Raw genomic sequence first — 24168 nt, 5'->3', positions numbered from 1 at the left:
CTTGAAAACCTCCTGCTCTTGTATGGTCAAAGACCAGACATTATGGCAGGATGTCAAAAGTGTTTTCCTTTTTTTGTGAATTTAAAAAATAACAATCCTTGGAGGTTTATATGATAAGCAAACTATTAAATCAATCTAAATCAGCCACTTTATTTACAAAAAAGGCAAACCTAGCAGTGTACGAATCTCTAAATTTTGAAGATTTACAGGATTTTGAGGATGCGAACCGCGGTTTTATCGCCCCTTTAGAATCTACAATCCTAAAAGATCATTCTGGGGAAGTCGTTTGGGACATTGATAAGTTAGAATTTCTAATCGACACTGCACCAGAGACAGTGAACCCTAGTCTTTGGCGAAATGCTCAATTACAGGCTATATCTGGTTTGTTTGAAGTGGTAGAAGGAATTTATCAAGTTCGTGGACAATCCATCGCCACCACTTTCTTTTTTGAAGGTAAACAAGGAGTTATTGTCTGTGACGCATTAGGAAGTACTGAATCTGCTGAAGCCGCAATGGAATTATACTATAAACATCGTCCAAGAAAGCCTGTTTCAGCCATCATTATTAGTCAAAGTCATGCGGACCATTTTGGAGGCATCCAAGCTGTTCTAAAATATGCGGATAATCCGTCAATTCCAATTATCGTTCCCCAACATTTTACAAAAGAAGCGATAAGTGAAAATGTGCTTTTGGGTACCATAATGGCGCGCCGTGCCGAGTACCAGTTTGGTAAAAATATACCAGATGGCAGGGAAGGTTCGGTATCTATCGGTATAGGTAATACAATGAGTTCTGGAACGACGAGTTTTGCGCTTCCTACAATTGAAATAGAAAACGAAATCCAAACAATGGACATCGATGGAATAACGTTTCAATTCTTATTAACACCAAACACGGAAGCTCCGGCTGAAATGCATTTTTATATCCGAGATTACAAAGCATTATTTGTATCGGAGAACGCCAATCAATTGATGCATCAAATTTATTCGGTTAGAGGGGCAAAAACTAGGGATGCCCTGCATTGGGCGAATTCACTTGATAAAACCATTGATTTATTTGAACATGAAGAGATTGATGCCTTGCTCATGATTCATGCATGGCCTGTTTGGGGCAAAGATCGTGCTTTAGGACATTTGAAATTGCAGCGCGATTTGTATAAATATATGCATGACCAGACAGTGCGTTTAGCTAACCATGGATTTACGATGGAGGAAATAGCTGAAACGATTAAACTTCCAAAATCATTAGAAACGTATTGGGGGAATCGTGGATATTACGGTACCTTAAAGCATAATTCAAAGGGAATATACAATTTTTACTTAGGCTATTATAGTGCACATCCGTCAGATTTAGATCCATTACCACAAGTGGAAACAGGACTAAAATATGTAGAATATATGGGCGGCGCGGATACTATTTTGGAAAAAGCAAAAGCCGATTTTGAAAATGGGGAATACCGCTGGGTAGCTCAAGTATTAAAAAATGTCGTAATGGCTGACCCGGAAAATATGGAAGCCAAAAATTTATTGGCAGATGCATATGAACAATTGGGATACCAAGCCGAATCAGCCAATTGGCGAAATATATATCTTGTTGGTGCATCCGAGCTAAGAAATGGTTTAAATCAAGATAATACCCCATTAGATGTTTCTGGAATTATTCACTTTATGCCAGTAGAGGAATTCTTAAAGTTGATCGCTATTAAACTAAACGGACCAAAAGCTGATGGTAGAAAAATAACGTTGAATGTAACACTATCAGATTCTGATCAAAAATATGCAATTTATTTAGAAAATTCTGTTTTGATTTATAAAGTGGGTAAGGTAGACGCTAATCCAGATGTAAACTTAACTCTTGATCAATTAACATTATATGGAATTGGGCTTGGTCTTCTTTCACCTGATCAGGCAGTAGCAGCTGGTAAATTAATGATTTCTGGTGAGCAAACAAAACTGGATGAATTTTTATCCCTTTTAGATGACTTCGACCGTTGTCAAAATATCGTAACGCCTTAATTTACAAACAAAAGAATTTTTTTATAAAAAGCACCTGCCTTGTTCGTTACAAAGGCGGATAAGGCAGGTGTTTCTCCTCTTAAGCTATGAAAGCTAATGTAATTTAAATATATTAATAGATTTGATGAGAGGCAGGAGTTTGGATGCAGCGTTGGACGAAATGGGTTATTTTACTTGCACTTTTTATTTTGTCTATTGTAAATTTTGCCGATAAATCCATTACAGGGTTAGCCGGAATTCATATTATGAAGGATTTGAATCTATCTTTCTCTCAATTTGGAACGGTTGGAAGCAGTTTTTTTTGGTTGTTCCCATTAGCTGGAATATTAGGGGCTTCTTTATCAGATCGTTATGGGACTGAAAAAGTATTGGTTGTTATGGCGATTATTTGGACCATTGCGCAATCATTGGTGATGTTTGTTTCTGGCCTTCCACTACTTTTGTTTAGCAGGGTATTACTAGGTATAGGTGAAGGTCCTTTTCAAGCAACCGCAACCAGTCATATTAGTAAATGGTTTAAACCGGAAACACGTGGATTAGCCATATCTATCTTAAATTTTGGGAATGTTGTGGGCATAGCGGTTTCAGCTCCAATAGTTGTTTTTTTAATGTCAAATTTTGGTTGGAAAAAAACATTTTTTATTTCTGGCATTATTAGCTTTGTCTGGTTAATTGGCTGGCTTGGGCTCGGAAGATTGAAACCAGATGTTTCGTTTAAAGATGAGGAAAGCAAACAGGAAAACAAGCTGGAGACAAATGGGAAAGACAAGTGGAAAGCGTTACGATCTCCTATTTTTATTTTTACATCCTTAGCTGCATGTATCGGCTTTTCTTATATTGTCTTTGGACTTACCTTTAATCCGGCCTATCTAATGAAAGTTAAGGGGTTCACTGAACAACAAGCTGGAAATATTATTGCCATTTCTGGGTTAATTGGCGCGATATTTGCATTAGTACTGGCAATTATTTCAGATCGAATATACAAAAAAACTCTAAATTTATGGAAGTCGAGAATTCTTTTTTCTGCTAGTAGCCTGATTCTAGCAGGCATTATATATGCGTTATATCCTCTTGTTACTGGAAAGGGTTCGATCATCATTATCCTCTCCATCGTGTATACGTTAGTGACTGCAGCTGGAAACCTTAATCCTGCAGTAATAATTAGTTTACTCCCTGATCGGCGAGGTCTTATGACAGGAACTTATTATGGAATCATGACATCATCAGGTATTTTTGCTCCCATTATTTTTGGAAAGCTCATACAAGGTTCAGGTGCAAATCCAGCAGCGGGTTTTAGCTCATCCATATATGGAATCTCTGTTGCTTTAGTGGTTTCAGCTATGTGCATGTTCCTGTTCGCTAAGCCAAAACAAAGAAGTGCAAGGAATGAAAAAAGAACAGTGAACCTCTAATGGCAACTTTGATTAGAGATTATTTCAATCGGAATCATTAAGAACCTAGATTTCAAACTAAACCCAATATATTTTTATTAAGGATGTGCGTAATGTGGCTGTAAAAAAAGAAAATCTAAAAAAATCAATAGAAGAAATCACTGTCGGTGGCGTAAATGGAGCATCGCTATCCAGCCTAGACCTGCTCTGGAGATATGGATACCAAGAATTAGATGAATGGGCAAAGTGTGCTGAACATCGCGACGAAGTTTTCTCGAAACGACTCTCTGAAGGTGTACAACGGAATCAGGGAAATATAAAAGCAATTGCAGAGCAATTCACAAAGGAATTTACTGAATGGGAAAAGACTGCACGAGATGAATTTTTAATGTCTACCACCACCTTGCAGCATTTCTTTCCGATTCAGTCTTATGAGGAGTGGAATGCGCAAATGAATCAAATGCAAAAAGGAGTATTGTCACTCTTAAGTACTCCATATCAGTTCATTGAAAGCAGCCAGGCGATTAATAAATACCAAGAAATGATTGATCAATATATAGACCTTAGGAAAAAAGGAAGATTGCAATTTATCCAAATGGTTAAACAAGCTGGAAATCCGCTATTTGAATTTCAAAAAGGATTTGTTAATCTGTTTGCCACACCATTCAAAGAACTTATTTTCCCGTTAAATAAATATTTGGAAAAAACTGAAGAACTTACAAAGTCTTAAATGAAGGAGATCAGCAGCATGTCAAATGATAAAATCTTTGAACCATTTATTGGATTAAACAAATTGGGTGAAATGTGGGACCAACAATTAAATGGCCTATTATATAACTTGGCAGACAACAAAGAATTTGTTCGTACAGCAAGTTCCGGCCTTAACACCTATTCCATGTACCTAGAACGACTTAGAAAGAGCCAGGAGCTTTTTGCGTCATTAATGAATATCCCGACAAAAAAAGATGTAGCTGAGGCCGCAAAGCTTTCTATTCAAACAGAAGAAAAAATTGATCTTTTAGAAGAACAAATTTGGAAATTGCAAGACAGTATAAGCTCCATTACGAAAGAAAATTTAGGAATGTTCGAAGAAGTAGTTAATATTGTCTTGCAAATGAAGGATGAATTCCAAAAGATGGCCCAATCGGTGGCGGAAACTCAAAAAATAAATGCTGGCCTTCAGGAATTGCGGAAAGAAATAGAGAGAGGTCTCTTCGAAATTCGCCGGGAGAAGCAGAAAAAAGAACCAGAAAAAAAGCAGGATAAAGAACTGGTACTCACCGGTAATATTAAATAACATTGAAGAGAGCAGTGATAAATAATGAACGCATTAGGAACAAACCTTTTTCAAGGCTTAAACTTAGAAAAAGAAATGAAACGTTGGAATCAGCTTTATAAAATTATGACCGAGCCAAGGCCAGAGATTGTCCCTACACCAAGACAGATAGTCTGGAAGAAAAATAAAGCAACCTTATGGTATCATCCCGCAAAGGAAAAAAGACATGCCATTCCAGTATTTCTTGTCTACTCTTTGTTAAATAAGGCATACATTCTTGATATCGGTAAAGGAAGCAGTGTTGTAGGCGGACTAACTGAGCGCGGTTATGATGTCTACCTATTGGATTGGGGGTCCCCTGGGCTTGAAGATTCTGCTATCACCCTTGAAAATTATATCATTGATTATTTGGAGAATGCCCTTAAAAGAGCTTTAAGACATTCAGATGCAAAAGAAATATCCCTTGCCGGTTACTGTCTGGGAGGAACCATTGCAGCCATCTTGGCTTCCATAACGGATCTGCCAATTAAGAATTTATCCCTTGCAGCCGTTCCAATCGATTTTAGTATTGGCATCTTTCCTAATAATTTACTGGAAGGACTACAAACGGGGCAGCTAAATCTTGACCGTTTTGCCGATGCACATGGGACCATTCCATCAGAAGTTATGTATTTGATATTTAGGATGGTATCACCGGGTTTTGCAAGTTCTACAATCAATCTTGTCACCCGTGCACATGATGAGAAATATGTAGAAAAGTGGCGCCGAATGGATAAGTGGACGAAGGACTCTGTTTCGTTTGCAGGTGCTGCATTCAAACAATTGTTTAACGATCTCTATCAAGAGAACAAACTCTTAAAGGGAGAATTAGTGATTGGCGGCAGGAAGGTGGATTTAAAGAAAATAAACTGCCCGCTTTTTGTCTTCTCTTGCTCACGTGACACAATCATATTAGAAAAGCAAAGTCTTCCATTGATGGACCTTGTTTCAAGTAAAGATAAAACGTATGAGGTTTATGAAGGAGGACATGTTTCCCTCGCATTGACTGGGGTATTCGCTGAAGTTTGGGATAATTGGCTATCCGCACGATCATAAATAAAAAAAGCAGACATCCTTATAGGAGGATGTCTGCTTTTTTAATCAAAGGACTTGACGGGAGTCGAACCCGCAAAATACATAACAGCCTTCGTAAAAGTCTGCTAGTTGCTCTACATTGAGCTACAAGTCCTGTTTGTAATATGTCCTTATTGAAAGGAATTATTTATTCATTTTACGAATTTTTTCAGTCACAACAAATGCCAAGTCATCATTCCCAAACAACGATAGAACTCCGAGCAAGGTCTGGTCATCCACTTCTCCAGCTTCTTCCTTTGGCAAGGTTAACTCAATTGCTTCTCTTAAAGCAGGGTTTGAAGACTGATTCGGGTAAGCGTTTAAATATAGCTCTTCTGGGTCAAGGTCATGATTCACGCACCATTGGGCAAAAACGAGAATCATCATTTTCTCCTCACCCTTGAAGTTCTCAATGATTTTTTCTTCGATTATTTTTCGATTCATAAAGAAGTCTCCTTTTATTGTTATAGATTCATTATAAGAGGTTTTTAAGAAAAATGTTGATTTTGTGCAGGAGAATGATTTTCTCCTAATTTAGACATACTGTTTGAAGGATGATTTACACTATTAGGAGAGGCGGAATTGAGATGAGTAAAATCGAAGTAGGCGAAATATTTACCATAAGTGACGAGAATGACGATGAACAGGAAGTTGAAGTACTTGGTGTAATGAATATAGAAGGTTCTGATTTTGTCGCAGTGGCTTTTGCAGAAGATGTAAAACAAGAAACAGACGATGATATTGATATCTTCTTTTTGAAAGTTGATGAAGACGGAGATTTTTCCGCTATTGAAAGTGATGATGAGTTTGATAAGGTGTCAGCTGCCTTTGATCAAATGATGGATGAGGAAGAGGAAGAATAAGATATTCGAGGGAGGTAATGAAAATTGCCTCTCTTTTTTTGATTGTTTTTTAAAATTGGAAAAATTATGTATGAATAAGTATATTTACGGAATACTAAACAGAGAAAAATCATCAAAGGAGAGACGTAATGTCTATTAAAGAAGGAACAAAATTTCAAATTTCTCAGGGTATTCAGAGCTATTTTAATTCTGCTGAGTCGTTAACTGTCCTCTCAAATAACGGTATCACGATTCAATTTACTCTTGGCGATGGCAAAGGTTATGGATCTATGCCAGTTGAGCATTTAGATTATTTATTAAAAAAATCAAATTTATCACTAATTCCAAATAAAAGATCCTTACTTAGTGCGGACCATGATGAGGAACAGATTGGATAAAGGTAATAAAATCCAATTTCAAGCATTACTTTTCATAGGGTAATGCTTTTTTACTTTATAAATAGATTTGGAGTGAAAAATGGATGAAGACAATAGAAATTGAAAATTCGAAATTAGCCTATTTAGATGAAGGGAAGGGCGAAGCAATTATTCTTCTTCATGGCTTTTGCGGAAGCTCTGGGTATTGGGAATATGTAGTACCTGAACTTTCAAAAAATTATCGAGTAATTATTCCAGATCTGCCTGGCCACGGAGAATCAGATTCATTGCATGAAGGATGCACGATTGAAGATTTCGCTGAAAAGATAAAAGGACTTATTGACCAATTTAATGTCCAAAAAGTTTCTATGTTTGGTCATTCCTTAGGTGGTTATATTACACTTGCTTTTGCAGAAAAGTATAGTGACCGGTTGAACGGATTCTCTTTGGTTCATTCCACCGCTTTTCCAGATTCTGAAGAAGCCAAAAAAGGAAGAATGGCCAACGTCGAAAAGGTGAACAAGGAAGGGATACAACCCTTAATTGACGGATTAGTCCCAAAACTTTTTTCTCCGGATAATGTAAAGGAAAAATATGTAGAAACAGCGAAGGAAATTGGGTATTCCACTTCGCCGCAAGGGGCTAAAAGTACACTGTTAGCAATGAAAGACAGAGGAGACCGAAATAAAGTTTTAGAATCTACAGAATTACCCGTTTTATTAATCGCTGGGGAAAGGGATCAGATAATACCTGCTGAAAAAACATTCTCCGTAAGAAAGGCTAATATTAGACAATCATTAATTAAGGATGTTGGCCACATGAGTATGTATGAAAAGCCAGAAGATCTTATTTCTGATATGAAGCTATTTTTATCTACTATTCATGATTGCTGCTAAAGGAAAGAGGAACCACTATGGTTCCTCTAAAACAGGTCATTCAGTTCAGTATCAGAATAAATGGAAATAAGGACAACTGCCTTTTGATTTCCAATATTTTTCACAAAGTGCGGAACGCTTGCATTCCAACTGAAGGAATCTCCTTCTTCTAAAATAATTGAATCCTCCCCTTGTTCTGCTAGAACTTTTCCTTCTAACACTAAATGACATTCTTCCCCTTGGTGTGAATTGGCTTCACCCATTGAAGCCCCCGGTGGAAACTCCACACTCATCATCCGTAAGCCGCCTTTTGAAGTGATATGCTCAATCTTTAGTTGATTAAAGGAAGAGTAGGTTCGTTCATTTTTTCTCACAACACGCATATGCTGCTTCTTCTCCAACAAAAGATAAGGTAATGGCACCCCTAGAAAGGTGGCTATTGTCTGAAGGGTATTAATTGACGGAGAAGTATTATTGTTTTCTACATTGCTGATAAACCCTTTCGAAAGACCTGTGCCTTCGCACATTTGGGCAATCGTAATTTTCTTTCGATTTCGGATTTCTCGAATTTTTGATCCAATATCCATATTATTCACCTCATAAGTTTCTTAATAAAAAACTTATTTATATATTAGCAAATAAATAATTGACAATCCACTCGTTTTTTTGTTATCTTATAAACAACAAAGGTTCATATTTGAAAACATTTTTATTAACGAAGGGATGTTGCAAAAATGATTTCTCCAATGGTTTATGAACTTCGTCGACCAAATCAAATAGATCCGAATAAAACGTATCCAGCCATATTTCTTATGCATGGAATTGGCAGCAATGAACAAAATATGCTGCCATTGGTAAAGGAATTAGAAGGACAATTTTACATTTTCAGTATAAGAGGTCATCTGCCGCAGCCTCCTGGTTTTGCCTTCTTTACAATTCAGGGTTATGGGAAACCACACCGTGAAGTGTTTGATGAAGGGATAAATAAACTCACAACCTTTATTGATTATGCTTGCGCAGAATATCCATTAGACCAAAGTAATTTGTTCTTATTAGGTTTTAGCCAAGGTGCCATTCTTTCCATGACGCTTGGTCTTGCATTAGGTAAACGAATTAAAGGCATCGTTGCCCTTAGCGGCTATATTCCTGGTTTTGTTAAGGAAGAATACGATATAAAACCTGTGAATAACCTTTCCATATTTATTTCTCATGGGGAAATGGACCAAGTTCTTCCTTTTGAATGGGGAGTAGCCAATAATGAATATTTTAGAGAATTAGGCGCCAATGTAACTTTTAAAACCTATCAGGAGGGTCATTCCGTTTCACTACAAAATCAGCAGGATTTTATGAAATGGCTGTTTGTGATTCTAGAAAAATAAAACTAAAAGGGAGGAATTTGAAATGCTGCCATCTTTCTTTATCGCTCATGGTGCACCATTACTTGCAATTGAGAACAATGAATATACAGATTTCTTAAATCAGCTTGGCAAAGACTTACCACGACCAAAGGCCATCGTATTATTTTCAGCTCATTGGGAGTCTAACCATCAAAAAGTAAGTGAAGTTAAAGAATATAGCACAATTTATGATTTCGGAGGATTCGATCCTGCCCTTTACACAATTAAATATCCAGCAAAAGGGGATCAGCAAATTTCAGAAGAAATTAAGGAGTTGTTCAAAGCAAACGATGTTCCGTTTGAAGTAGAAACTTCACGCGGATTAGACCACGGCGCATGGGTTGTCCTTCGTATGCTTTATCCAAATGCCGATATTCCGGTCATTGCCATGTCCGTAAACCCGAAACTTACTCCACGGGATCAGTATAAAATAGGAAAATCTCTTTCCGATCTAAGAGCAAATGATGTCTTGATTATTGCTAGTGGAGGAACATCTCATAATCTGAGGGCATTAAAATGGGCTGATAATGGCCAGGTAGATCAATGGGCCCTTGAGTTCGAAGATTGGTTGGCCCATCACCTGCAAACGTGGGATGTAGAATCATTATTCAAGTATGATTCTTTGGCACCATATGCAGAATATAGTGTTCCTCCATATGGAAATGAACATTTTATTCCTTTGTTTTATGCCATGGGAGCAGCTGACGATGTGAAAAAAGCAAACTTGTTACAACGGAGCTTCCGTTATGGAAATCTTGCCCACAGTGTTTGGCAGTTTGGGTAAGATTATATATATAAAGGTAAAAAGGTCAGTTTTCTGGCCTTTTTTTGTTGTATTTTTAAATTTTCGATGAACTAAATAAATTGAAAAATATTATGAATATTGTTATTATTCATATAAATGTAAACGATTCTTTTCAATAATGTAATAACGAAGGGGGAAAAATCATGAAAAGCTGGTTAGTTAAAGAACTTGGGGAGCCATCCGATGTTTTAAGAATGGAGAATGTGGAAAACCCGGAACGTGGAGAAAACGAAGTTTTAATCCAGGTTAGGTCGGTTGCGCTTAATTTTTTTGATATTCTTTTATGCCAAGGGAAATATCAAGAGAAACCACCGCTGCCATTTTCGATTGGTTCAGAGGTATCAGGTATAGTGGTTCAAGTGAAAGAAGGGAGCAAGTTTAAAGAGGGGCAAAGAGTGTTAGCCTTACCACAAAAGCCGCATGGAGGATTGGCGGAGTATGTTTCAGTGGACGAAGCTTCTGTCTATCCTATTCCTGAATCAATGAGCTGGAATGAAGCTGCCTCGATGTTTATTACATATCATACCACCTACTATGCCTTATTTAATCGGGCTAATATCCAAAAAGGCGAGGTCTTACTTGTTCATGCTGGAGCAGGAGGCGTTGGTTCGGCGGCTATCCAGTTAGGAAAGGCAGCAGGCGCATATGTAATAGCAACTGCGGGCGGTTCGGAAAAAACAGAAATCTGCAGGCAGCTTGGAGCTGACGTGGTCATTGATTACTTAACAGAGGACTTTGTTGAAGTAGTGAAAAGAGAAACAGATGGAAAAGGCGCAGATGTGATTTATGATCCGGTTGGCGGCGATGTTTTTGACCGTTCTCGCAAATGTATTGCCTTCGATGGAAGAATACTGGTAATTGGATTTGCCGGCGGTCAGATTCCAAGCATCCCAGCCAATCATGTTTTAGTTAAAAATTATTCGGTTGTTGGTGTTCACTGGGGTTATTTTAATCGACTATATCCTGAAAAAGTGAATCAAGAACATGAGGAACTAATCAGTTTATATGAACAAGGAAAAATCAAACCGCTCATTTATAAGGAGTTTGACTTTCAAGATGTACCGGATGCCTTAAACCTACTAGCAACAAGGAAAACGTGGGGGAAAGTTGTAGTAAAAGTATAAATCAATCATACGGAGGCTGAAAACGATGATCAAAAATAAAAAAATCCTGTTAGCATACCGACCGGTTGGAATGCCTGATGAAAGTAATTTTACGACGATTGAAACAAGCGTACCAGAAATCGTGGATGGAGAAGTATTAATTAAGTCCCTATATATTTCTGTTGATCCCTACATGCGCGGCCGTATGTCGGATGAAAAATCTTATGCTAAGTCATATGAGGTAGGGGAGCCCTTTATTGGAGGAATCGTGGGTCAAGTGATCGAATCGAAGAATCCAAAATTTCAGGTCAATAGTTTTGTCGAAGGTAGGATGGAATGGGCGGAATACAATGTTTCCAATGGCAGTAACATCCGAAGAATCAAATCAGAAGCCGCACCGATTTCTACGGCCCTTCATGTGCTCGGAATGCCTGGTTTGACCGCCTATTTCGGATTATTACACATCGGACAGCCTAAGGAAGGGGAAACCGTCGTTGTCTCAGGAGCTTCGGGTGCGGTAGGGACGATCGTAGGGCAAATCGCAAAATTGAAAGGCTGCCGTGTAGTTGGAATTGCAGGAGCTGACGAGAAATGTGAGTTTCTAACAGCAGAATTAGGCTTTGATGCAGCTATCAACTATAAAACATCACCAGACTTATACAAGGAACTATTAAAAGCATGCCCGAATGGTATTGATGTTTATTTTGATAATGTCGGTGGAACGGTGACGGACCAAGTGATGAAGCTGATCAATTTTCAGTCACGTATTGTCATTTGTGGTCAAATTTCTCAATACAATTTGGAAAAACCAGAAATGGGGCCAAGGATTCTTGGACAACTACTTAAAACCAGTTCCATGGTGAAAGGGTTCATTGTTTCTGACTTTGCGGAACATAATAGAGAAGGTTACACCAATTTATCACAGTGGATAAGTGAAGGAAAAATCAAATACCGTGAAAATGTCATTGAAGGCTTTGAAAATATCGTAGATGCTTTTCTTGGACTTTTTCGAGGAGAAAATATTGGCAAACAGCTGGTGAAGGTCGCTGAAGCAGCTGCCCCTACTTCAGTGGAGGAGGCTACTTTTGCTGAATGATATAGGTGTTACACAAGTAACGATTCCATTGCCCTTTCGATTAAATCATGTTCATTGTTTCTTAGGAGAAGGTTCTGAGGGATGGACGATAATTGATTCGGGATTAAATAATGCGGTATCGCAGGATATATGGCAGCAAATAATTGAAAAGCATGATATTAAAGATCTCATTATTACCCACTATCATCCCGATCATTTTGGCTATGCTGGTACATTACAACAGTTAACCGCTGCTGATGTGTGGATGACGAAGGTTGATGAAGAAGCTGGACTCACATATTGGGAACCGGGCTCACTTGAGTTTGTTAAAAAGAATTATGACATGTGCGGTCTGCCAGATAATATTTCATTTGAATTAACAAGTGATGAAGGAAGCTTTTCTCCAAGGGTCAAACCTTATCCTAAGGTAACTCATTATTTGGAGGAGGGAATGAAAATCCCTTTTGGAAAATATGAATATGAAGTGATTTTCACGCCTGGTCATTCAGATGGATTAATTAGCTTGTACAACAAAGAGAACAGCATCCTTTTTTCAACCGATCACATTTTACCGAAAATTTCACCTAATATTTCCTATTGGTTCCGCGGGATTGAGAACCCGTTAGAGGCTTTCTTTCAATCATTGAAAAAAATTGAATTACTTGACGTCGATTATGTCATCCCTTCACATGGTAAACCTTTCCGAAATGCCAATAGGAGGATTGAGGAATTAATTGCCCATCACCATGAGCGGCTCGATGCAACATATAAATTTATCCAAAAACCATCGACCATCTATGAAATATGCCAAAAGCTCTTTAAAAATTTAACCACCCATGAAACCCGATTTGCTATTGGAGAGACACTGGCTCATTTGGAGTATCTTCATCAAAGTGGTCAATGTAAAAAAGAAAATCAAAATGGGATTTGGTATTATTTTTCTGAGTAATATTATTAAGTAAAAAAAAATCAAACCCAACTATAATTAGTTGGGTTTGATTGAATTTATTATTTTCCAATGTGTTTCAAAAATTAAAGAGGTGTATAATAAACGAATTTACCATTATAAAATACATACATAAAACCACTTCCATTTGCATCTAAAAATGGTACAGCAATTAAAATTTCACCACTAATATTAAATTTAATTACTTCAATTGTATCTGCACCACTCCAAGATAACTCTTCTTTTTGTAGCTCCTTTTTGATATTCTTAAATTCTTCACTGTTTATTAGATCAGCAACAAGTTTATTCCGTTCGGCACCTAAAATTGGTGTAACTGCACAACCACATTCTGCTGCTTTAGCTGTATTCCCAGTAGAAACGAACAACGTTAACGCGATTAAGCCCCCGAATAGTAATGGTAGAAGTTTCTTCATCTCTCTTTTCCTCCTTTTTTGCAACTCCATTATTCTTTTCTTTGTAATCCGACAAAATCCTTCAAAAACTTCGGGAAATGATTCGACAAATTCCAGAATATATTACAAATGGGTGTCATTTAACTGCTTATTGACCATCTACTAACAGATGATATTTCCTATTATTAAAAAGCAGGGATAATCAATGGGTTGTAGAAATATACAAATAATAGACTGCTAAGGAGGTTAAAAAATGATTTCTACATTAAGGTTCCCGATGCGATCACATATTGGTTTAGGTTCAATTGAAAAACTATTACCAGAACTCCGAAACTGGAATGTTAGTAAAATTCTTATTGTAACCGATCGAACACTGGTTAAAATTGGTCTCGTTGATCAATATCTGTCCCACTTAAATGAAAAGTTTGCTGTTAATGTATATACAGAAGTAGAACCTGAGCCATCTTTAAATTGTGCAGAAAAATTGGTGGAGTATACCAGGCAGGGAGAATTTGATTGTGTGATTGGATTAGGAGGGGGCAGCGCCCTAGATCTAGCGAAGCTTGCTGCTGTTATTTCACAAAATGAAGGAACGGTTGTGGATTATTTAAATTTGACTGGAACAAAATCCTTAGTACATAAGGGTATCCCCAAAATACTGATACCAACAACGTCAGGAACGGGTAGTGAAGTAACCGATATTGCGGTATTATCGCTCAAGGGGACAAAGGATGTAGTCACCCATGATTTTTTACTCGCCAATCTCGCCATCGTCGATCCTCAACTAACCATTTCTGTTCCCGCACGAATAACCGCTGCAACTGGCATTGATGCTTTAACCCACGCCGTTGAAGCGTACCTTTCAGTAAATGCCAATGAGGCAACAGATTCCTTAGCATTGAAGGCTGTTGAACTGATTAGCGATTCATTGAAAATAGTCGTAGAAAACGGAGAAGATATCGATGCAAGAACAGCGATGAGCTATGGCAGCTATTTAGCCGGGTTAGCCTTTTTCAATGCAGGGGTTGCTGGAGTCCATGCTCTGGCCTATCCATTAGGAAGCCAATTTAAATTACCTCATGGAGAATCCAATGCTGTATTACTTCCATATGTCATGAATTATATAACCCCAAGCTGTTCGAAAAAGATGAATAATGTTTGTAACATTTTAACGAAACAAGGAGCTGAACGAACATCTGATGAATGTTTGCGGATTTTTTATAAATTAGTAGAGGGTGTTGGTTTACCTTCAACATTAAAGGAATATGGAATTCCAGAATCAAAACTTGGTATGTTAACAGAGGATGCTGTTAAACAAACAAGACTGCTTGCCCGAAGTCCGAGGACTCTGAAAGAAGAGGATATTTTCCAAATTTACCTGCAAGCATTTAAGGGTGTGAAGGCGGGGATTTAACATGTATATAACTACTATTGAGCCAAGAGTTTCTGAAACCGATGGAGTGGGTCACATTAATAATACAACGATACCAGTTTGGTTCGAAGCAGGCCGTAATCCCCTTTTTAAATTATTTACTCCTGACCATTCATTTAAAAATTGGAGAATGATTATTCTTAAAATGAATGTTGAATATGTCAGCCAGATTTATTTTGGTGAAAATGTAGAAGTTAAAACGTGGGTGCAGAAAATTGGTAATTCGAGCTTAGAGCTATATGAGGAAATTCACCAAAATAAACGGGTATGTGCAAAAGGAACTGCCCTTTATGTAAACTTTAATGTCCAAAAGCAAAAATCAGAGCCAATTCCAGAAAAAATTCGAATGGAATTAGAGAAACATTTATATAATCAAACAGTTGTCTTGGAATAGCAAAAAAAAGGCTGCCCTCATTAAAGGAGGCAGCCTTTTAATTTTTCTTCACTGTGTAATATTTGACAGGTTCTTTGCTTGAATCCTTAATTGCGGTATAAATTGACCCAGTTAAACTTTTCGGGCCTTGGGCATCTAATCCTGCTTCCCAAAGCATCATCCCGCCGAAACCATGGTCAAGGGCGAGTTTGGTTTTCTTTTTCATCGTGACATCGCCGTTGTAATAATAGGTGGTGCCATTCATTTTTACTGTGTCGTTGGCAGCATTAGCTGGGTTTTGATTAACGATGGCTGAATAGGAAACCTGCTTAATTTTTGGATCTACAGGCTGTGCATATAAGGGAACGCCTAATACCAGTTTTTCTTTTGATAATTTTTGCTGATCGAAATAGTTTGCCCAATACTCGACAATCTTTTCTGCATATGGGTAAGGAGATAAATTCTCAGCATGGTAACCATCATCCCATTGTCCGTCATAGGCCATGATATTGACATGGTCAACATATTGGAACATGGACGGTTCATAATTGACAAACCCTGTTTCCTTCAAGGTGACAGCATGTATCTTTGCATAAACGGCAATCGACAATTCTTTCTTTTTTGGGTGAAGCCTTTCGCTTAACTCCTTGACGAAAGCGGCTAAATTTTGAGCATCAGCTGCTGAATGGGGATGCTCAAAATCGATATCTATTCCATCTAGATTTTCCCTGTCTGCGAAACTAGTAAGCTCATTAACTAGCTTTGTTCTGGATACAGGATTAGAGATAGCTGCTTTAAAATACGGGTAGGATTCTCCGCCATTCATGTGGAACCAACCGCCAACTGCAATCATGACTTTTGTATTGTGTTTTTTTGCTTTTGTTACCATGGTACGTAAGTTTTTTAATGGAGTATCTCCATTTAGCAATATTCCACCGTCCTTTGTGGGATGGGCGAAAGAAAAGATCACATGCGTTAGTTTGGAGTAATCCACTATATTTGGATCACGGTAATCCTGAACATACCCGATTAATACTTTTGATTGTGTTTTATCGACTTGTGGCAGTGCCTTTTCCATTGGTTTTATGGAAGACTTTGGTGCTTTATCTATTTTAATCTTATTAGATTGGTCTGAATCGGACTTATCTCCAGTGAATAATATTCCAGTAAAAATTCCCCCAATAAAGGTAAATGCAATTACCAGTCCAAGGAGGAGATTACGTTTTTTCATCAATATGGATTCCTCCCTATTTTTCACGTACCTTAAAAATTGTAACAGAAAAAATGGGAAGAATGAGTTGGTAATATCGACCTGTTTAGGATTACTTCATATTTCTGATTGGGATTTGAAAGTATAGTTTAATAAAAAAAACACATGCGAAGCAAAGAAGCCAAGCCCAAAAAGGTTTGCTAAAATGAACTCGTATGCCAAAGAACATGAAAACCCAAACTAAAATGGACCACAAAAAATTCCAACCATGATGGTATGTTATTAGTCCGGCTGCATTAAAAAAGCTTTCCATGGCAGCGGAAAAAATGACCCAACATGCGCCATACACAATTTGCCAAATCATACTTGACTTAAAAGGGTATTTTGAAAGAAAAATAAAGATCAGAGGAGATAATCCAAAAAAGGTAATTAAATAGTCCGAAATAGTATGATTAGGAACCATTAATGATTTTTGAAAGGTCCATAATGGATATTTATAGGTGAAAATGGACATACCGAAGTCCACACATATCAAAAAAAGTATAGTTGGATAATATTTTATCCAATTTTTCCAATCTCCAAATCGCCAGGCAGCAAGGAGATATAAAAAGGGAATACTCAGTCTTAAATAAGATGCAAATGTGTATAACATAACATCCCCCATTGAAACAGCCATTTTCGCTTGACTATAGATAGAGTCTACAATTAAATAGAAAATATGAAGGTTTCTTTTCACAATCCACTTTGGGGCAGTTGGTTGAAAATTAAGTTAAACCTTGTTAAAATTGATTGTTAGATTTTTAATAAGTTTTTTAAATGTAAGGTGGTTAATATGAATCAAGAATATAGAGTGTTATTATATTATAAATACGTACAAATCGAGAATCCGGAGGAAACGGTGAATGAACACCGTCAAGTGTGCCAGGATTTAGGTTTATTAGGTCGGATCATCATTGCATCGGAAGGAATTAATGGAACGGTGTCAGGCACCATTGAACAAACTGATGCCTATATCAAATGGATGGATAAGCATCCGCTTTTTTCAGGTACTGTTTTTAAAATAGATGAAGCTACTGAGCATGCTTTCAAAAAATTACGTGTTCGACATAGATCAGAGCTGGTTACTCTCCGGTTAGAGGATGATGTGGATCCACATGTTCTTACAGGCAAGCATTTAAAACCGAAGGAATTTTTCGAAGCGATGCAAAGGGAAGATACAGTCGTCATTGATGCACGAAATGATTATGAGTTTGATTTAGGTCATTTTAGAGGTGCAGTAAGACCAGACATTCTCAACTTCCGTGATTTACCGGAATGGATTAGAGAAAATAAACAAGAGTTTGAAGGCAAAAAGATTCTTACTTATTGTACTGGTGGAATTCGTTGTGAAAAATTCTCTGGCTGGCTTCGAAAGGAAGGCTTTGAAGATGTTTCACAATTGGAAGGCGGCATCGTCACATATGGAAAAGACCCAGAAGTACAGGGGGAATTATGGGATGGCCAGCTTTATGTTTTTGATGAGCGAATCAGTGTTCCCGTTAACCGCAAAGAGCATGTTGTCGTAGGTAAAGATTTCTATACAGGCGAGCCATGTGAACGGTATGTTAATTGTGCAAATCCAGAATGTAATCGAAAAATCCTTTGCTCAGAGGAAAGTGAACATAAACATTTACGCAGCTGCTCTCACGAATGCAGGGTACACCCTAGAAACCGCTATATTGCACAACATGGTCTAACCGAAGAAGAAGTATCAGAAAGATTGAAGGCTATTGGTGAAGAAGTAACTATATAAACAAGGATGTGGCAGGTCATATTAATGGCCTGCTTTTTTATTTAACAGCTATTACTTTTGAAAATGGAAATTTTTTATCTCCATGTTAAAGGATTTAGGTGAATCAATTCGAATATATTTATCATAAGGAATCTATTTGAGGTAAAAGTAATTGAAAAAGGAGCATTACGAATGACAACATACACGACAAGAAAAGAAGTGCCCATTCATGAGCAATGGAATTTAAAAGATATATATGCTGACGAAAAACAGTGGGAAAATGATTTACATTTGATTGAAAAAATCTCGACTGAACTTAAGGGATTTGATGGTAAGATAACCGACGGGAAATCCTTATATCAGTATTTGAAGCAAAGTGAAGAATTATCGTTTGTTTTTAATAAGATTTATGCTTATGCGATGTTAAATGTTGATGTGGATACGAGGGAAACCAAATCTCAAGTCCTGTTAGATCGAGCAAAACAATTGAGTGTAAAGGTTAGTGCATCAACATCCTTTTTCATGCCTTTCTTATTAAGCTTAAAAGAAGAAACCTTAAAAACTTATATAAAAGAAGAAGAGGGGCTAAAATACTTTGAAGAGGATTTATTAGAATCGTTCCGCTATAAAGCCCATGTGTTAAGTAAGGAGCAGGAGGAAGTCTTATCTCAATTGGGTGAAGCGCTTTCAGTTCCAAGCCATACATATGGCATGATAAATAATGCAGATATCAAATTTGGCGAAGTGACCGTTGAAAGCGGTGAGAAGATTGAATTGACAAGGGGCTTATATTCAAAATTAATCGAGGATGAGGACCGCGAGAAGCGGAGGGAGGCTTATAAGGCATATTATCAACCTTATGTACAATTAAAGAATTCCATTGCCGCAACTCTTTCTGCAGCTATTAAGAATAATGTGACCTTATCGAAAATTCGCCAATATCCTTCTGCATTGGAAAAAGGATTATTCGGCGATAAAGTCCCGAGAGAGGTCTATGAAAATCTAATCCAGACAACCAAAAACAATATCGCATCCCTTCATCGCTATAATCAGATCCGCAAGGAAAAGTTAGGTTTGGAGGAACTTCGGCAATATGATATGAGTGTCCCCCTCATCAGCGGTGTAAAACAGGTTATCCCGTATGAAGAGGCCTACAAAACAATGTGTAGAGCATTAGCACCACTTGGCGATGATTACTTGAGTATCTTAAACGAATTTAAGGATGCTAGATACATCGACGTTAGAGAAACACCGGGTAAACGCTCCGGAGCGTATAATCTTGGCGTATACGGTGTTCATCCATATATTCTCCTTAATCATCAAGATGATTTGGACAGTTTATTTACATTAGTCCATGAATGCGGTCATGGTGTCCATAGCAAGCTAAGCTCTCAGCACCAGCCGCAAATCACCGCAGGCTATAGTATTTTTGTGGCGGAGGTAGCCTCGACCGTAAATGAGGTTTTACTAATTAATTATTTGCTCAATACTGAGAAGGATGCAAATATACGTAAACACCTGGTTAATCATTTTATTGATCAATATAAAGGAACCTTTTTTACCCAGGTCATGTTTGCAGAATTTGAGAAAAAGACGCATGAAATGGCGGAAAACGGCCATCCATTAAATGTGGAAGTGTTCAATCAAACCTATGAGGCGTTGTTTAGGGAATATAATGGAGAAGAGATCGTTTTTGATGATGAAGTAAAATATGGCTGGTCTAGAATTCCGCATTTTTATCGGCCATTCTATGTTTACAAATATGCCACGGGCTTTGCCTCTGCCATCCATTTAGCCACAAAAATACTTGAAGGAGACGAGGAAACGCTCCATTCTTATTTAGATTTCTTAAAAAGCGGCAGCTCCGATTATCCGCTTGAATTATTGAAAAAGACAGGGGTAGACCTTACAACACCACTTCCGATCGAAAATTCTCTTAAAAAATTCAGCGAATTAGTGGAAGAATTTTCAACACTATAAACAAAAACTAACCCGCGGGATTATTTTCTGCGGGTTAGTACTGGTAATTTACCATTTTGAACTTATTCAGTTGCTTCTTGTCCAAAGGATTTTTCTTGTTGTTCCTTTTCCTGGTTAAGTTCATTGTCCTTTTTAATACGGCCTTTTCCGACCGATAGGGCAACCAATACACCGATTGCAATAAAAATGAGACCGGTTAAAAAGACTGTCGTAAAGGATTCAGACCATGCTGTTTCGATGCCGTGAATGACGATTTTTTGTATATCACCAGGTAATTTTAATAATCCTGGATTGATTAAAAGACCGAACAAGGCATCTGTTTTATCAGAAAGAGTTTGTAAGGCTCCATGAGCGACAGGGTTGTCTGTGCTTTTTGTAACATCGGCCATTTGTGTTTCAAGAGAATGGTTCATGACTGAGTTTAAAACCGTAATTCCAATCGTACCTCCAATGGAACGGAAAAAGGTCGACGCAGATGTTACTGTTCCTAACTGGGATTTCGGAAATTCGTTTTGAATCGCAATCATTAACGTAGGCATCACTAACCCCATTCCCAATCCAAGAACGACCATGTAAGCATACGCTGTAAATTCACTAGAATCCAATCCCATAGTGCTCATTAAATAAAATCCAAGACCGGCAAGCACCATTCCCGCTGTTAATACCGACCGGAAGCTAAATCTAAGCAATAATTGACCGCCAATAATACTTGCTGCAATCATAGCAATCATCATCGGAGTCATCGTAGAACCTGCCTGAGTAGGTGAAACCCCTAGAATTCCCTGCATATACATTGGTACGAACATAATCGCCCCAAACATGCCAAGTCCTAACAAAAATCCTAAGCCATTCATTGTGGCAAAAATACGATTTTTAAAGAAGGATAAATCTAGAATAGGTTCTACTGCTTTTCTCTCAATAAAGCCAAAAATTATAAATAGGACAATCGCTCCTCCGAAAATCAGGAAGGATTTTGCAGATGTCCAGGCAAATTTATCGCCGCCAAAGGTTAATCCAAGTAATAACAAGACAATTGCTGGAATCAAGGTGATAATTCCTAAATAATCAATGTTTACTTTTTCTTTTTTCGCTGCAGCATTTTCATTTTTCAATCCGGCAAAAATTAATAGCGCAGATAATAAGCCGAATGGCACGTTGATAAGGAAAATCCAATGCCAGCTAATATGATCGACAATCAGTCCGCCTAGGAACGGACCAATAACTGAGCTTAATCCAAACAGACCGCCAAAGATACCTTGCCATTTTGCTCGTTGTTCAGCCGTAAAGATATCACCGATAATTGTTTGTGAAAGCGGCATAATCATTCCTCCGCCAATTCCCTGAAGTCCACGATAGAGGACTAATTGTTCCATGTTAGTCGCTGTTGCACATAGACCCGAACCAATAATAAAAATGATGGTTCCGAGTAAATAAAGTGACCGTCTGCCATAAAGGTCTGATAGCTTTCCGACAATTGGTACGATCGTTGTCGATGTAATCATGTAGGCAGTTGTTACCCATGCAAAAATTTTGAAGCCATTTAACTCAGCAATGATTGTTGGCATGGCAGTACCGACAATTGTTTGCTCGAGGGCACTAAAGAACATACCAATTATTAATCCGGTTATGACTAATCGGGTATTAATCCCCTTTTCTTGGATTCCCATATTTATTTCTCCTATCCATAGTGTTTATTTGATTTAGTAATTATTGACCGCTGAGTCATTATACACCCCGAATGTCCAGTCAGTCAATATAAATCAAAAGTATGGATTTGATTAATCCTCAAAACCATAATAAGACGCAATGCATCTTGTATATTCTTTAAATGCACCAACTTCTTTAAAGTTAAATAACATTCCTTTGATTACTGGAATTCGTGGACTTTCTTTTTTAATTTCCTCTTCAAGGACATCCAGTGATATTTCTAACGCTTCTTTATTCTCTATGTGACTTAATTCCTCTTTCATCTTTTGAACGACTTGATGGATATCAACATTTTCAAACAAATCCTGTGATTTTTTTAGCACCTTTTTAAGCTTATCTTCTGTTAAGAATGGTTTTTCAAACGTAATTTCTTTCACAATACTATCTAATCGCCGCATTAAATATTGGGTCAGCCCATCAAAATCGATCCCGTGTTGCTCAAAAAACATCAATCTCATATAGGCATTAAATAAGCCTTCCAATATCAAGGCCAGATCAACTGTATAGGCTTCAACATCTTTTCCATAAATGGATAAAATTCCTTCACGAAAAAGAAGATGATTCTCATAGTGCTTGTTAAACATAAGGTTTTTAATTTTATCATTCCGTGGAATGGCTTGTTCTTTTGAAAGCATGATTATAAACTCTTTATGCCCTAAGAAAGTACCAAAGAGCGAAGATAATTGTTTGATAAATTTATCCCGAGGCGACAAATTTTGTTGTTCATAAATGGAGATACTAGAATTAACCGTTTCAAAGATATACTCCAAAATAGCAAGTAATAATTCATCTTTTGATTTAAAATGTAAATAAAAGGCCCCTTTGGAGATGCCGCTTTCTGTTGCAATTTCTTGAATGGAAGTTGAAGAAAAGCCTTTGCTGGCAAATAACTTCATCCCCGCCTCAATAATAATTTTTTCCTTTTCCCGCAAAATAAACCCTCCAAAAAAATGACTGTCCGGTCAGAATTTCTTATAGTATAGTCAAAATGCTATTCGAATTGATTTCATTTGTCAATAAACATAAAGAAAGTGCATCTGCTCAAAACACCCAAATTTTCCATTTTTTAATAACTTTTTACACTTATTCTGGCAGAATACTGATAAAATAAACCTTATATATTTCTATTAGATAGGGGGAATTGATTTGGATTCGAAATTTACGAGACCAAAAGGATTTGGTGAAATTCTGGATCACACGTTTAATTTATGTAAAAAACATTTTAAGGAGTTTTTCCTGATTTTGATTATATTAATGGGACCCGTTTATTTAATTCAAGCCATCCTTCAGCTTATGTCGGGGACTAGCTTTTTTAGGCAGGTTGGGACGGGAAGTGATTGGTTTGAACAAATGCTTTCAAGCTTTGAAGAGTCAGGAACATTTGATAGCAGCAGTATAAGTGCAGATATAGGAGTAATTGTGATAGCAATTGTAAGTTTCCTTCTGTTTCCCGTGGCGGAAGCTGCAGTTCTTTTTGCGGTAAATCACATTAGAAACAATGAAGAATTTTCATCTGGGTTAGTGATAAAAGAAGCTTTTTCAAGATTTTGGCCGATGCTAGGCAGCTCGCTGTTATTTGGCCTAATCATATTTGGAATTATCCTAATCCCTGTGGCTATCATTGCAGGGGCTGGTTTCGGCGTTTCGGCGATAGGGCATCCGATAGTTGGAATTCTTACAGGGGTATTGCTATTTTTTGCTTTTGCATTGGTAATGGGATTACTTATAACCCGCTGGAGCTTTTATTTTGCTTCTGTCATACTTGATCGCCAATCACCAGGCCTTTCCAGAAGCTGGAGGCTAACCAAGAAACGGACTTGGCCATTACTGGGGCTCTACATTGTATTTTACTTGATCATCTCTAGTATAAGTTTTGCAGTACAAGCGAGTTTAGGACTCTCATTAGGAAATAGTGTGTTGTTATCGATTATTAGTAACCTTATTACCATCATTACGACTATGTTTTTCACCGTCGGATATGCGGTTATGTATCTGGATTTGAAAACTCGACATGATGCTGATGATCTTAAAGAAATGATTGAAGACTATTATACGAAATAAATAACC

General features: G+C 37.5%; 25 protein-coding genes and 1 tRNA gene. 18 read left to right on the top strand and 8 right to left on the bottom strand.

Annotated features, from left to right (window positions below; translation table 11 throughout):
- Positions 1-110 precede the first annotated feature (110 nt).
- From PH210_RS08715 to PH210_RS08695, 5 genes are all read left to right on the top strand, one after another.
- Entirely contained in the window at positions 111-2015 is a 1905-nt protein-coding gene (locus tag PH210_RS08715; RefSeq protein ID WP_289984668.1) for an alkyl/aryl-sulfatase, read from the top strand.
- 143 nt (positions 2016-2158) lie between these two features.
- Positions 2159-3427 (top strand): MFS transporter, encoded by a 1269-nt coding sequence (locus PH210_RS08710; RefSeq protein WP_289984666.1) that lies wholly within the window; start codon positions 2159-2161, stop codon positions 3425-3427.
- 94 nt (positions 3428-3521) lie between these two features.
- On the top strand, positions 3522-4136 hold the full coding sequence (locus PH210_RS08705) for a hypothetical protein (protein WP_289984665.1): 615 nt from the start codon (positions 3522-3524) through the stop codon (positions 4134-4136).
- A gap of 18 nt (positions 4137-4154) precedes the next feature.
- Positions 4155-4703 (top strand): hypothetical protein, encoded by a 549-nt coding sequence (locus PH210_RS08700; protein ID WP_289984663.1) that lies wholly within the window; start codon positions 4155-4157, stop codon positions 4701-4703.
- Between the two features lie 24 nt (positions 4704-4727).
- Positions 4728-5777, top strand: a complete 1050-nt coding sequence (locus PH210_RS08695) for an alpha/beta fold hydrolase (protein ID WP_289984660.1) — start codon at positions 4728-4730, stop codon at positions 5775-5777.
- Between the two features lie 49 nt (positions 5778-5826).
- On the opposite strand, the gene PH210_RS08690 is transcribed toward PH210_RS08695, so the two are convergent.
- Positions 5827-5910, bottom strand: a tRNA-Val gene (locus PH210_RS08690).
- Between the two features lie 29 nt (positions 5911-5939).
- Positions 5940-6239, bottom strand: coding sequence for a protein YxiS (gene yxiS, locus PH210_RS08685; RefSeq protein WP_289984658.1), 300 nt, complete (start codon positions 6237-6239; stop codon positions 5940-5942).
- A gap of 137 nt (positions 6240-6376) precedes the next feature.
- On the opposite strand from yxiS, the gene PH210_RS08680 reads away from it, so the two are divergent.
- The 3 genes from PH210_RS08680 (at position 6377) to PH210_RS08670 (ending at position 7910) form a co-directional block, all read left to right on the top strand.
- Positions 6377-6658 carry a DUF1292 domain-containing protein gene (locus tag PH210_RS08680; RefSeq protein ID WP_289985002.1) on the top strand — a complete coding sequence of 94 codons (282 nt, stop codon included), beginning with the start codon at positions 6377-6379 and terminating at the stop codon, positions 6656-6658.
- A gap of 128 nt (positions 6659-6786) precedes the next feature.
- Complete coding sequence (locus PH210_RS08675; RefSeq protein ID WP_289984656.1) at positions 6787-7035, top strand: hypothetical protein; 249 nt, start codon at positions 6787-6789, stop codon at positions 7033-7035.
- An 83-nt stretch (positions 7036-7118) separates the two neighbouring features.
- A complete protein-coding gene (locus PH210_RS08670) occupies positions 7119-7910 on the top strand; it encodes an alpha/beta fold hydrolase (RefSeq protein ID WP_289984654.1) in 792 nt (263 codons plus the stop codon).
- 26 nt (positions 7911-7936) lie between these two features.
- On the opposite strand, the gene PH210_RS08665 is transcribed toward PH210_RS08670, so the two are convergent.
- Entirely contained in the window at positions 7937-8476 is a 540-nt protein-coding gene (locus PH210_RS08665) for a helix-turn-helix domain-containing protein (RefSeq protein ID WP_289984652.1), read from the bottom strand.
- Between the two features lie 147 nt (positions 8477-8623).
- Here PH210_RS08665 and PH210_RS08660 point away from each other — a divergent pair, with 147 nt between their 5' ends.
- The 5 genes from PH210_RS08660 to PH210_RS08640 all read left to right on the top strand — a co-directional run bounded on the left by PH210_RS08660 (position 8624) and on the right by PH210_RS08640 (position 13218).
- A complete protein-coding gene (locus tag PH210_RS08660; protein WP_289984650.1) occupies positions 8624-9268 on the top strand; it encodes an alpha/beta hydrolase in 645 nt (214 codons plus the stop codon).
- Between the two features lie 22 nt (positions 9269-9290).
- Complete coding sequence (locus PH210_RS08655; protein ID WP_289984649.1) at positions 9291-10070, top strand: dioxygenase family protein; 780 nt, start codon at positions 9291-9293, stop codon at positions 10068-10070.
- Between the two features lie 164 nt (positions 10071-10234).
- Entirely contained in the window at positions 10235-11215 is a 981-nt protein-coding gene (locus PH210_RS08650) for an NADPH:quinone oxidoreductase family protein (RefSeq protein ID WP_289984648.1), read from the top strand.
- A gap of 25 nt (positions 11216-11240) precedes the next feature.
- Complete coding sequence (locus PH210_RS08645) at positions 11241-12290, top strand: NADP-dependent oxidoreductase (protein WP_289984647.1); 1050 nt, start codon at positions 11241-11243, stop codon at positions 12288-12290.
- A complete protein-coding gene (locus PH210_RS08640; RefSeq protein WP_289984646.1) occupies positions 12280-13218 on the top strand; it encodes an MBL fold metallo-hydrolase in 939 nt (312 codons plus the stop codon). Before PH210_RS08645 ends, PH210_RS08640 begins: the two co-directional genes overlap by 11 nt.
- Before the next feature lie 83 nt (positions 13219-13301).
- Here PH210_RS08640 and PH210_RS08635 read toward each other — a convergent pair whose 3' ends face one another.
- Positions 13302-13649 (bottom strand): hypothetical protein, encoded by a 348-nt coding sequence (locus PH210_RS08635; protein ID WP_289984645.1) that lies wholly within the window; start codon positions 13647-13649, stop codon positions 13302-13304.
- A 232-nt stretch (positions 13650-13881) separates the two neighbouring features.
- Here PH210_RS08635 and PH210_RS08630 point away from each other — a divergent pair, with 232 nt between their 5' ends.
- Together PH210_RS08630 and PH210_RS08625 are read left to right on the top strand one after the other, a co-directional pair.
- Entirely contained in the window at positions 13882-15042 is a 1161-nt protein-coding gene (locus PH210_RS08630) for an iron-containing alcohol dehydrogenase (protein ID WP_289984644.1), read from the top strand.
- Between the two features lies 1 nt (position 15043).
- Positions 15044-15454 (top strand): acyl-CoA thioesterase, encoded by a 411-nt coding sequence (locus PH210_RS08625; RefSeq protein ID WP_289984642.1) that lies wholly within the window; start codon positions 15044-15046, stop codon positions 15452-15454.
- A gap of 37 nt (positions 15455-15491) precedes the next feature.
- On the opposite strand, the gene PH210_RS08620 is transcribed toward PH210_RS08625, so the two are convergent.
- Both PH210_RS08620 and PH210_RS29750 read right to left on the bottom strand, forming a co-directional pair.
- Positions 15492-16664: a glycosyl hydrolase family 18 protein gene (locus PH210_RS08620; RefSeq protein WP_289985000.1), complete on the bottom strand. Its 1173-nt coding sequence runs from the start codon at positions 16662-16664 to the stop codon at positions 15492-15494.
- 91 nt (positions 16665-16755) lie between these two features.
- Positions 16756-17295 carry a CBO0543 family protein gene (locus tag PH210_RS29750; RefSeq protein WP_354669971.1) on the bottom strand — a complete coding sequence of 180 codons (540 nt, stop codon included), beginning with the start codon at positions 17293-17295 and terminating at the stop codon, positions 16756-16758.
- Between the two features lie 180 nt (positions 17296-17475).
- On the opposite strand from PH210_RS29750, the gene trhO reads away from it, so the two are divergent.
- Together trhO and pepF are read left to right on the top strand one after the other, a co-directional pair.
- Positions 17476-18435 carry an oxygen-dependent tRNA uridine(34) hydroxylase TrhO gene (trhO, locus tag PH210_RS08615; RefSeq protein WP_289984641.1) on the top strand — a complete coding sequence of 320 codons (960 nt, stop codon included), beginning with the start codon at positions 17476-17478 and terminating at the stop codon, positions 18433-18435.
- A 171-nt stretch (positions 18436-18606) separates the two neighbouring features.
- Complete coding sequence (gene pepF / locus PH210_RS08610) at positions 18607-20394, top strand: oligoendopeptidase F (RefSeq protein WP_289984640.1); 1788 nt, start codon at positions 18607-18609, stop codon at positions 20392-20394.
- A gap of 62 nt (positions 20395-20456) precedes the next feature.
- Here the strand turns inward: pepF and PH210_RS08605 are convergent, their stop codons facing one another.
- Positions 20457-22061 carry an MDR family MFS transporter gene (locus PH210_RS08605; protein WP_289984639.1) on the bottom strand — a complete coding sequence of 535 codons (1605 nt, stop codon included), beginning with the start codon at positions 22059-22061 and terminating at the stop codon, positions 20457-20459.
- A gap of 111 nt (positions 22062-22172) precedes the next feature.
- Complete coding sequence (locus PH210_RS08600; protein ID WP_289984638.1) at positions 22173-23033, bottom strand: TetR/AcrR family transcriptional regulator; 861 nt, start codon at positions 23031-23033, stop codon at positions 22173-22175.
- Between the two features lie 214 nt (positions 23034-23247).
- Between PH210_RS08600 and PH210_RS08595 the strand changes: the two genes are divergently transcribed.
- On the top strand, positions 23248-24162 hold the full coding sequence (locus PH210_RS08595; protein ID WP_289984636.1) for a DUF7847 domain-containing protein: 915 nt from the start codon (positions 23248-23250) through the stop codon (positions 24160-24162).
- Positions 24163-24168 lie beyond the last annotated feature (6 nt).

The organism is Paenibacillus sp. BSR1-1 (genome assembly GCF_030403775.1).
Classification (GTDB): domain Bacteria; phylum Bacillota; class Bacilli; order Bacillales; family Cytobacillaceae; genus Neobacillus.
Note: the sequence above shows the minus strand (reverse complement) of the source record. Positions and strands in the feature narration are given on the sequence as shown.

Excerpts from the sequence above, each read along its gene's own strand:
- PH210_RS08715 (WP_289984668.1), top strand. The coding sequence starts at position 111 with ATGATAAGCAAACTATTAAATCAATCTAAATCAGCCACTTTATTTACA.
- PH210_RS08710 (WP_289984666.1), top strand. The coding sequence starts at position 2,159 with ATGCAGCGTTGGACGAAATGGGTTATTTTACTTGCACTTTTTATTTTG.
- PH210_RS08700 (WP_289984663.1), top strand. The coding sequence starts at position 4,155 with ATGTCAAATGATAAAATCTTTGAACCATTTATTGGATTAAACAAATTG.
- PH210_RS08695 (WP_289984660.1), top strand. The coding sequence starts at position 4,728 with ATGAACGCATTAGGAACAAACCTTTTTCAAGGCTTAAACTTAGAAAAA.
- yxiS (WP_289984658.1), bottom strand. The coding sequence starts at position 6,239 with ATGAATCGAAAAATAATCGAAGAAAAAATCATTGAGAACTTCAAGGGT.
- PH210_RS08675 (WP_289984656.1), top strand. The coding sequence starts at position 6,787 with ATGTCTATTAAAGAAGGAACAAAATTTCAAATTTCTCAGGGTATTCAG.
- PH210_RS08670 (WP_289984654.1), top strand. The coding sequence starts at position 7,119 with ATGAAGACAATAGAAATTGAAAATTCGAAATTAGCCTATTTAGATGAA.
- PH210_RS08665 (WP_289984652.1), bottom strand. The coding sequence starts at position 8,476 with ATGGATATTGGATCAAAAATTCGAGAAATCCGAAATCGAAAGAAAATT.
- PH210_RS08660 (WP_289984650.1), top strand. The coding sequence starts at position 8,624 with ATGATTTCTCCAATGGTTTATGAACTTCGTCGACCAAATCAAATAGAT.
- PH210_RS08655 (WP_289984649.1), top strand. The coding sequence starts at position 9,291 with ATGCTGCCATCTTTCTTTATCGCTCATGGTGCACCATTACTTGCAATT.
- PH210_RS08650 (WP_289984648.1), top strand. The coding sequence starts at position 10,235 with ATGAAAAGCTGGTTAGTTAAAGAACTTGGGGAGCCATCCGATGTTTTA.
- PH210_RS08645 (WP_289984647.1), top strand. The coding sequence starts at position 11,241 with ATGATCAAAAATAAAAAAATCCTGTTAGCATACCGACCGGTTGGAATG.
- PH210_RS08635 (WP_289984645.1), bottom strand. The coding sequence starts at position 13,649 with ATGAAGAAACTTCTACCATTACTATTCGGGGGCTTAATCGCGTTAACG.
- PH210_RS08630 (WP_289984644.1), top strand. The coding sequence starts at position 13,882 with ATGATTTCTACATTAAGGTTCCCGATGCGATCACATATTGGTTTAGGT.
- PH210_RS08625 (WP_289984642.1), top strand. The coding sequence starts at position 15,044 with ATGTATATAACTACTATTGAGCCAAGAGTTTCTGAAACCGATGGAGTG.
- PH210_RS08620 (WP_289985000.1), bottom strand. The coding sequence starts at position 16,664 with ATGAAAAAACGTAATCTCCTCCTTGGACTGGTAATTGCATTTACCTTT.
- PH210_RS29750 (WP_354669971.1), bottom strand. The coding sequence starts at position 17,295 with ATGTTATACACATTTGCATCTTATTTAAGACTGAGTATTCCCTTTTTA.
- trhO (WP_289984641.1), top strand. The coding sequence starts at position 17,476 with ATGAATCAAGAATATAGAGTGTTATTATATTATAAATACGTACAAATC.
- pepF (WP_289984640.1), top strand. The coding sequence starts at position 18,607 with ATGACAACATACACGACAAGAAAAGAAGTGCCCATTCATGAGCAATGG.
- PH210_RS08605 (WP_289984639.1), bottom strand. The coding sequence starts at position 22,061 with ATGGGAATCCAAGAAAAGGGGATTAATACCCGATTAGTCATAACCGGA.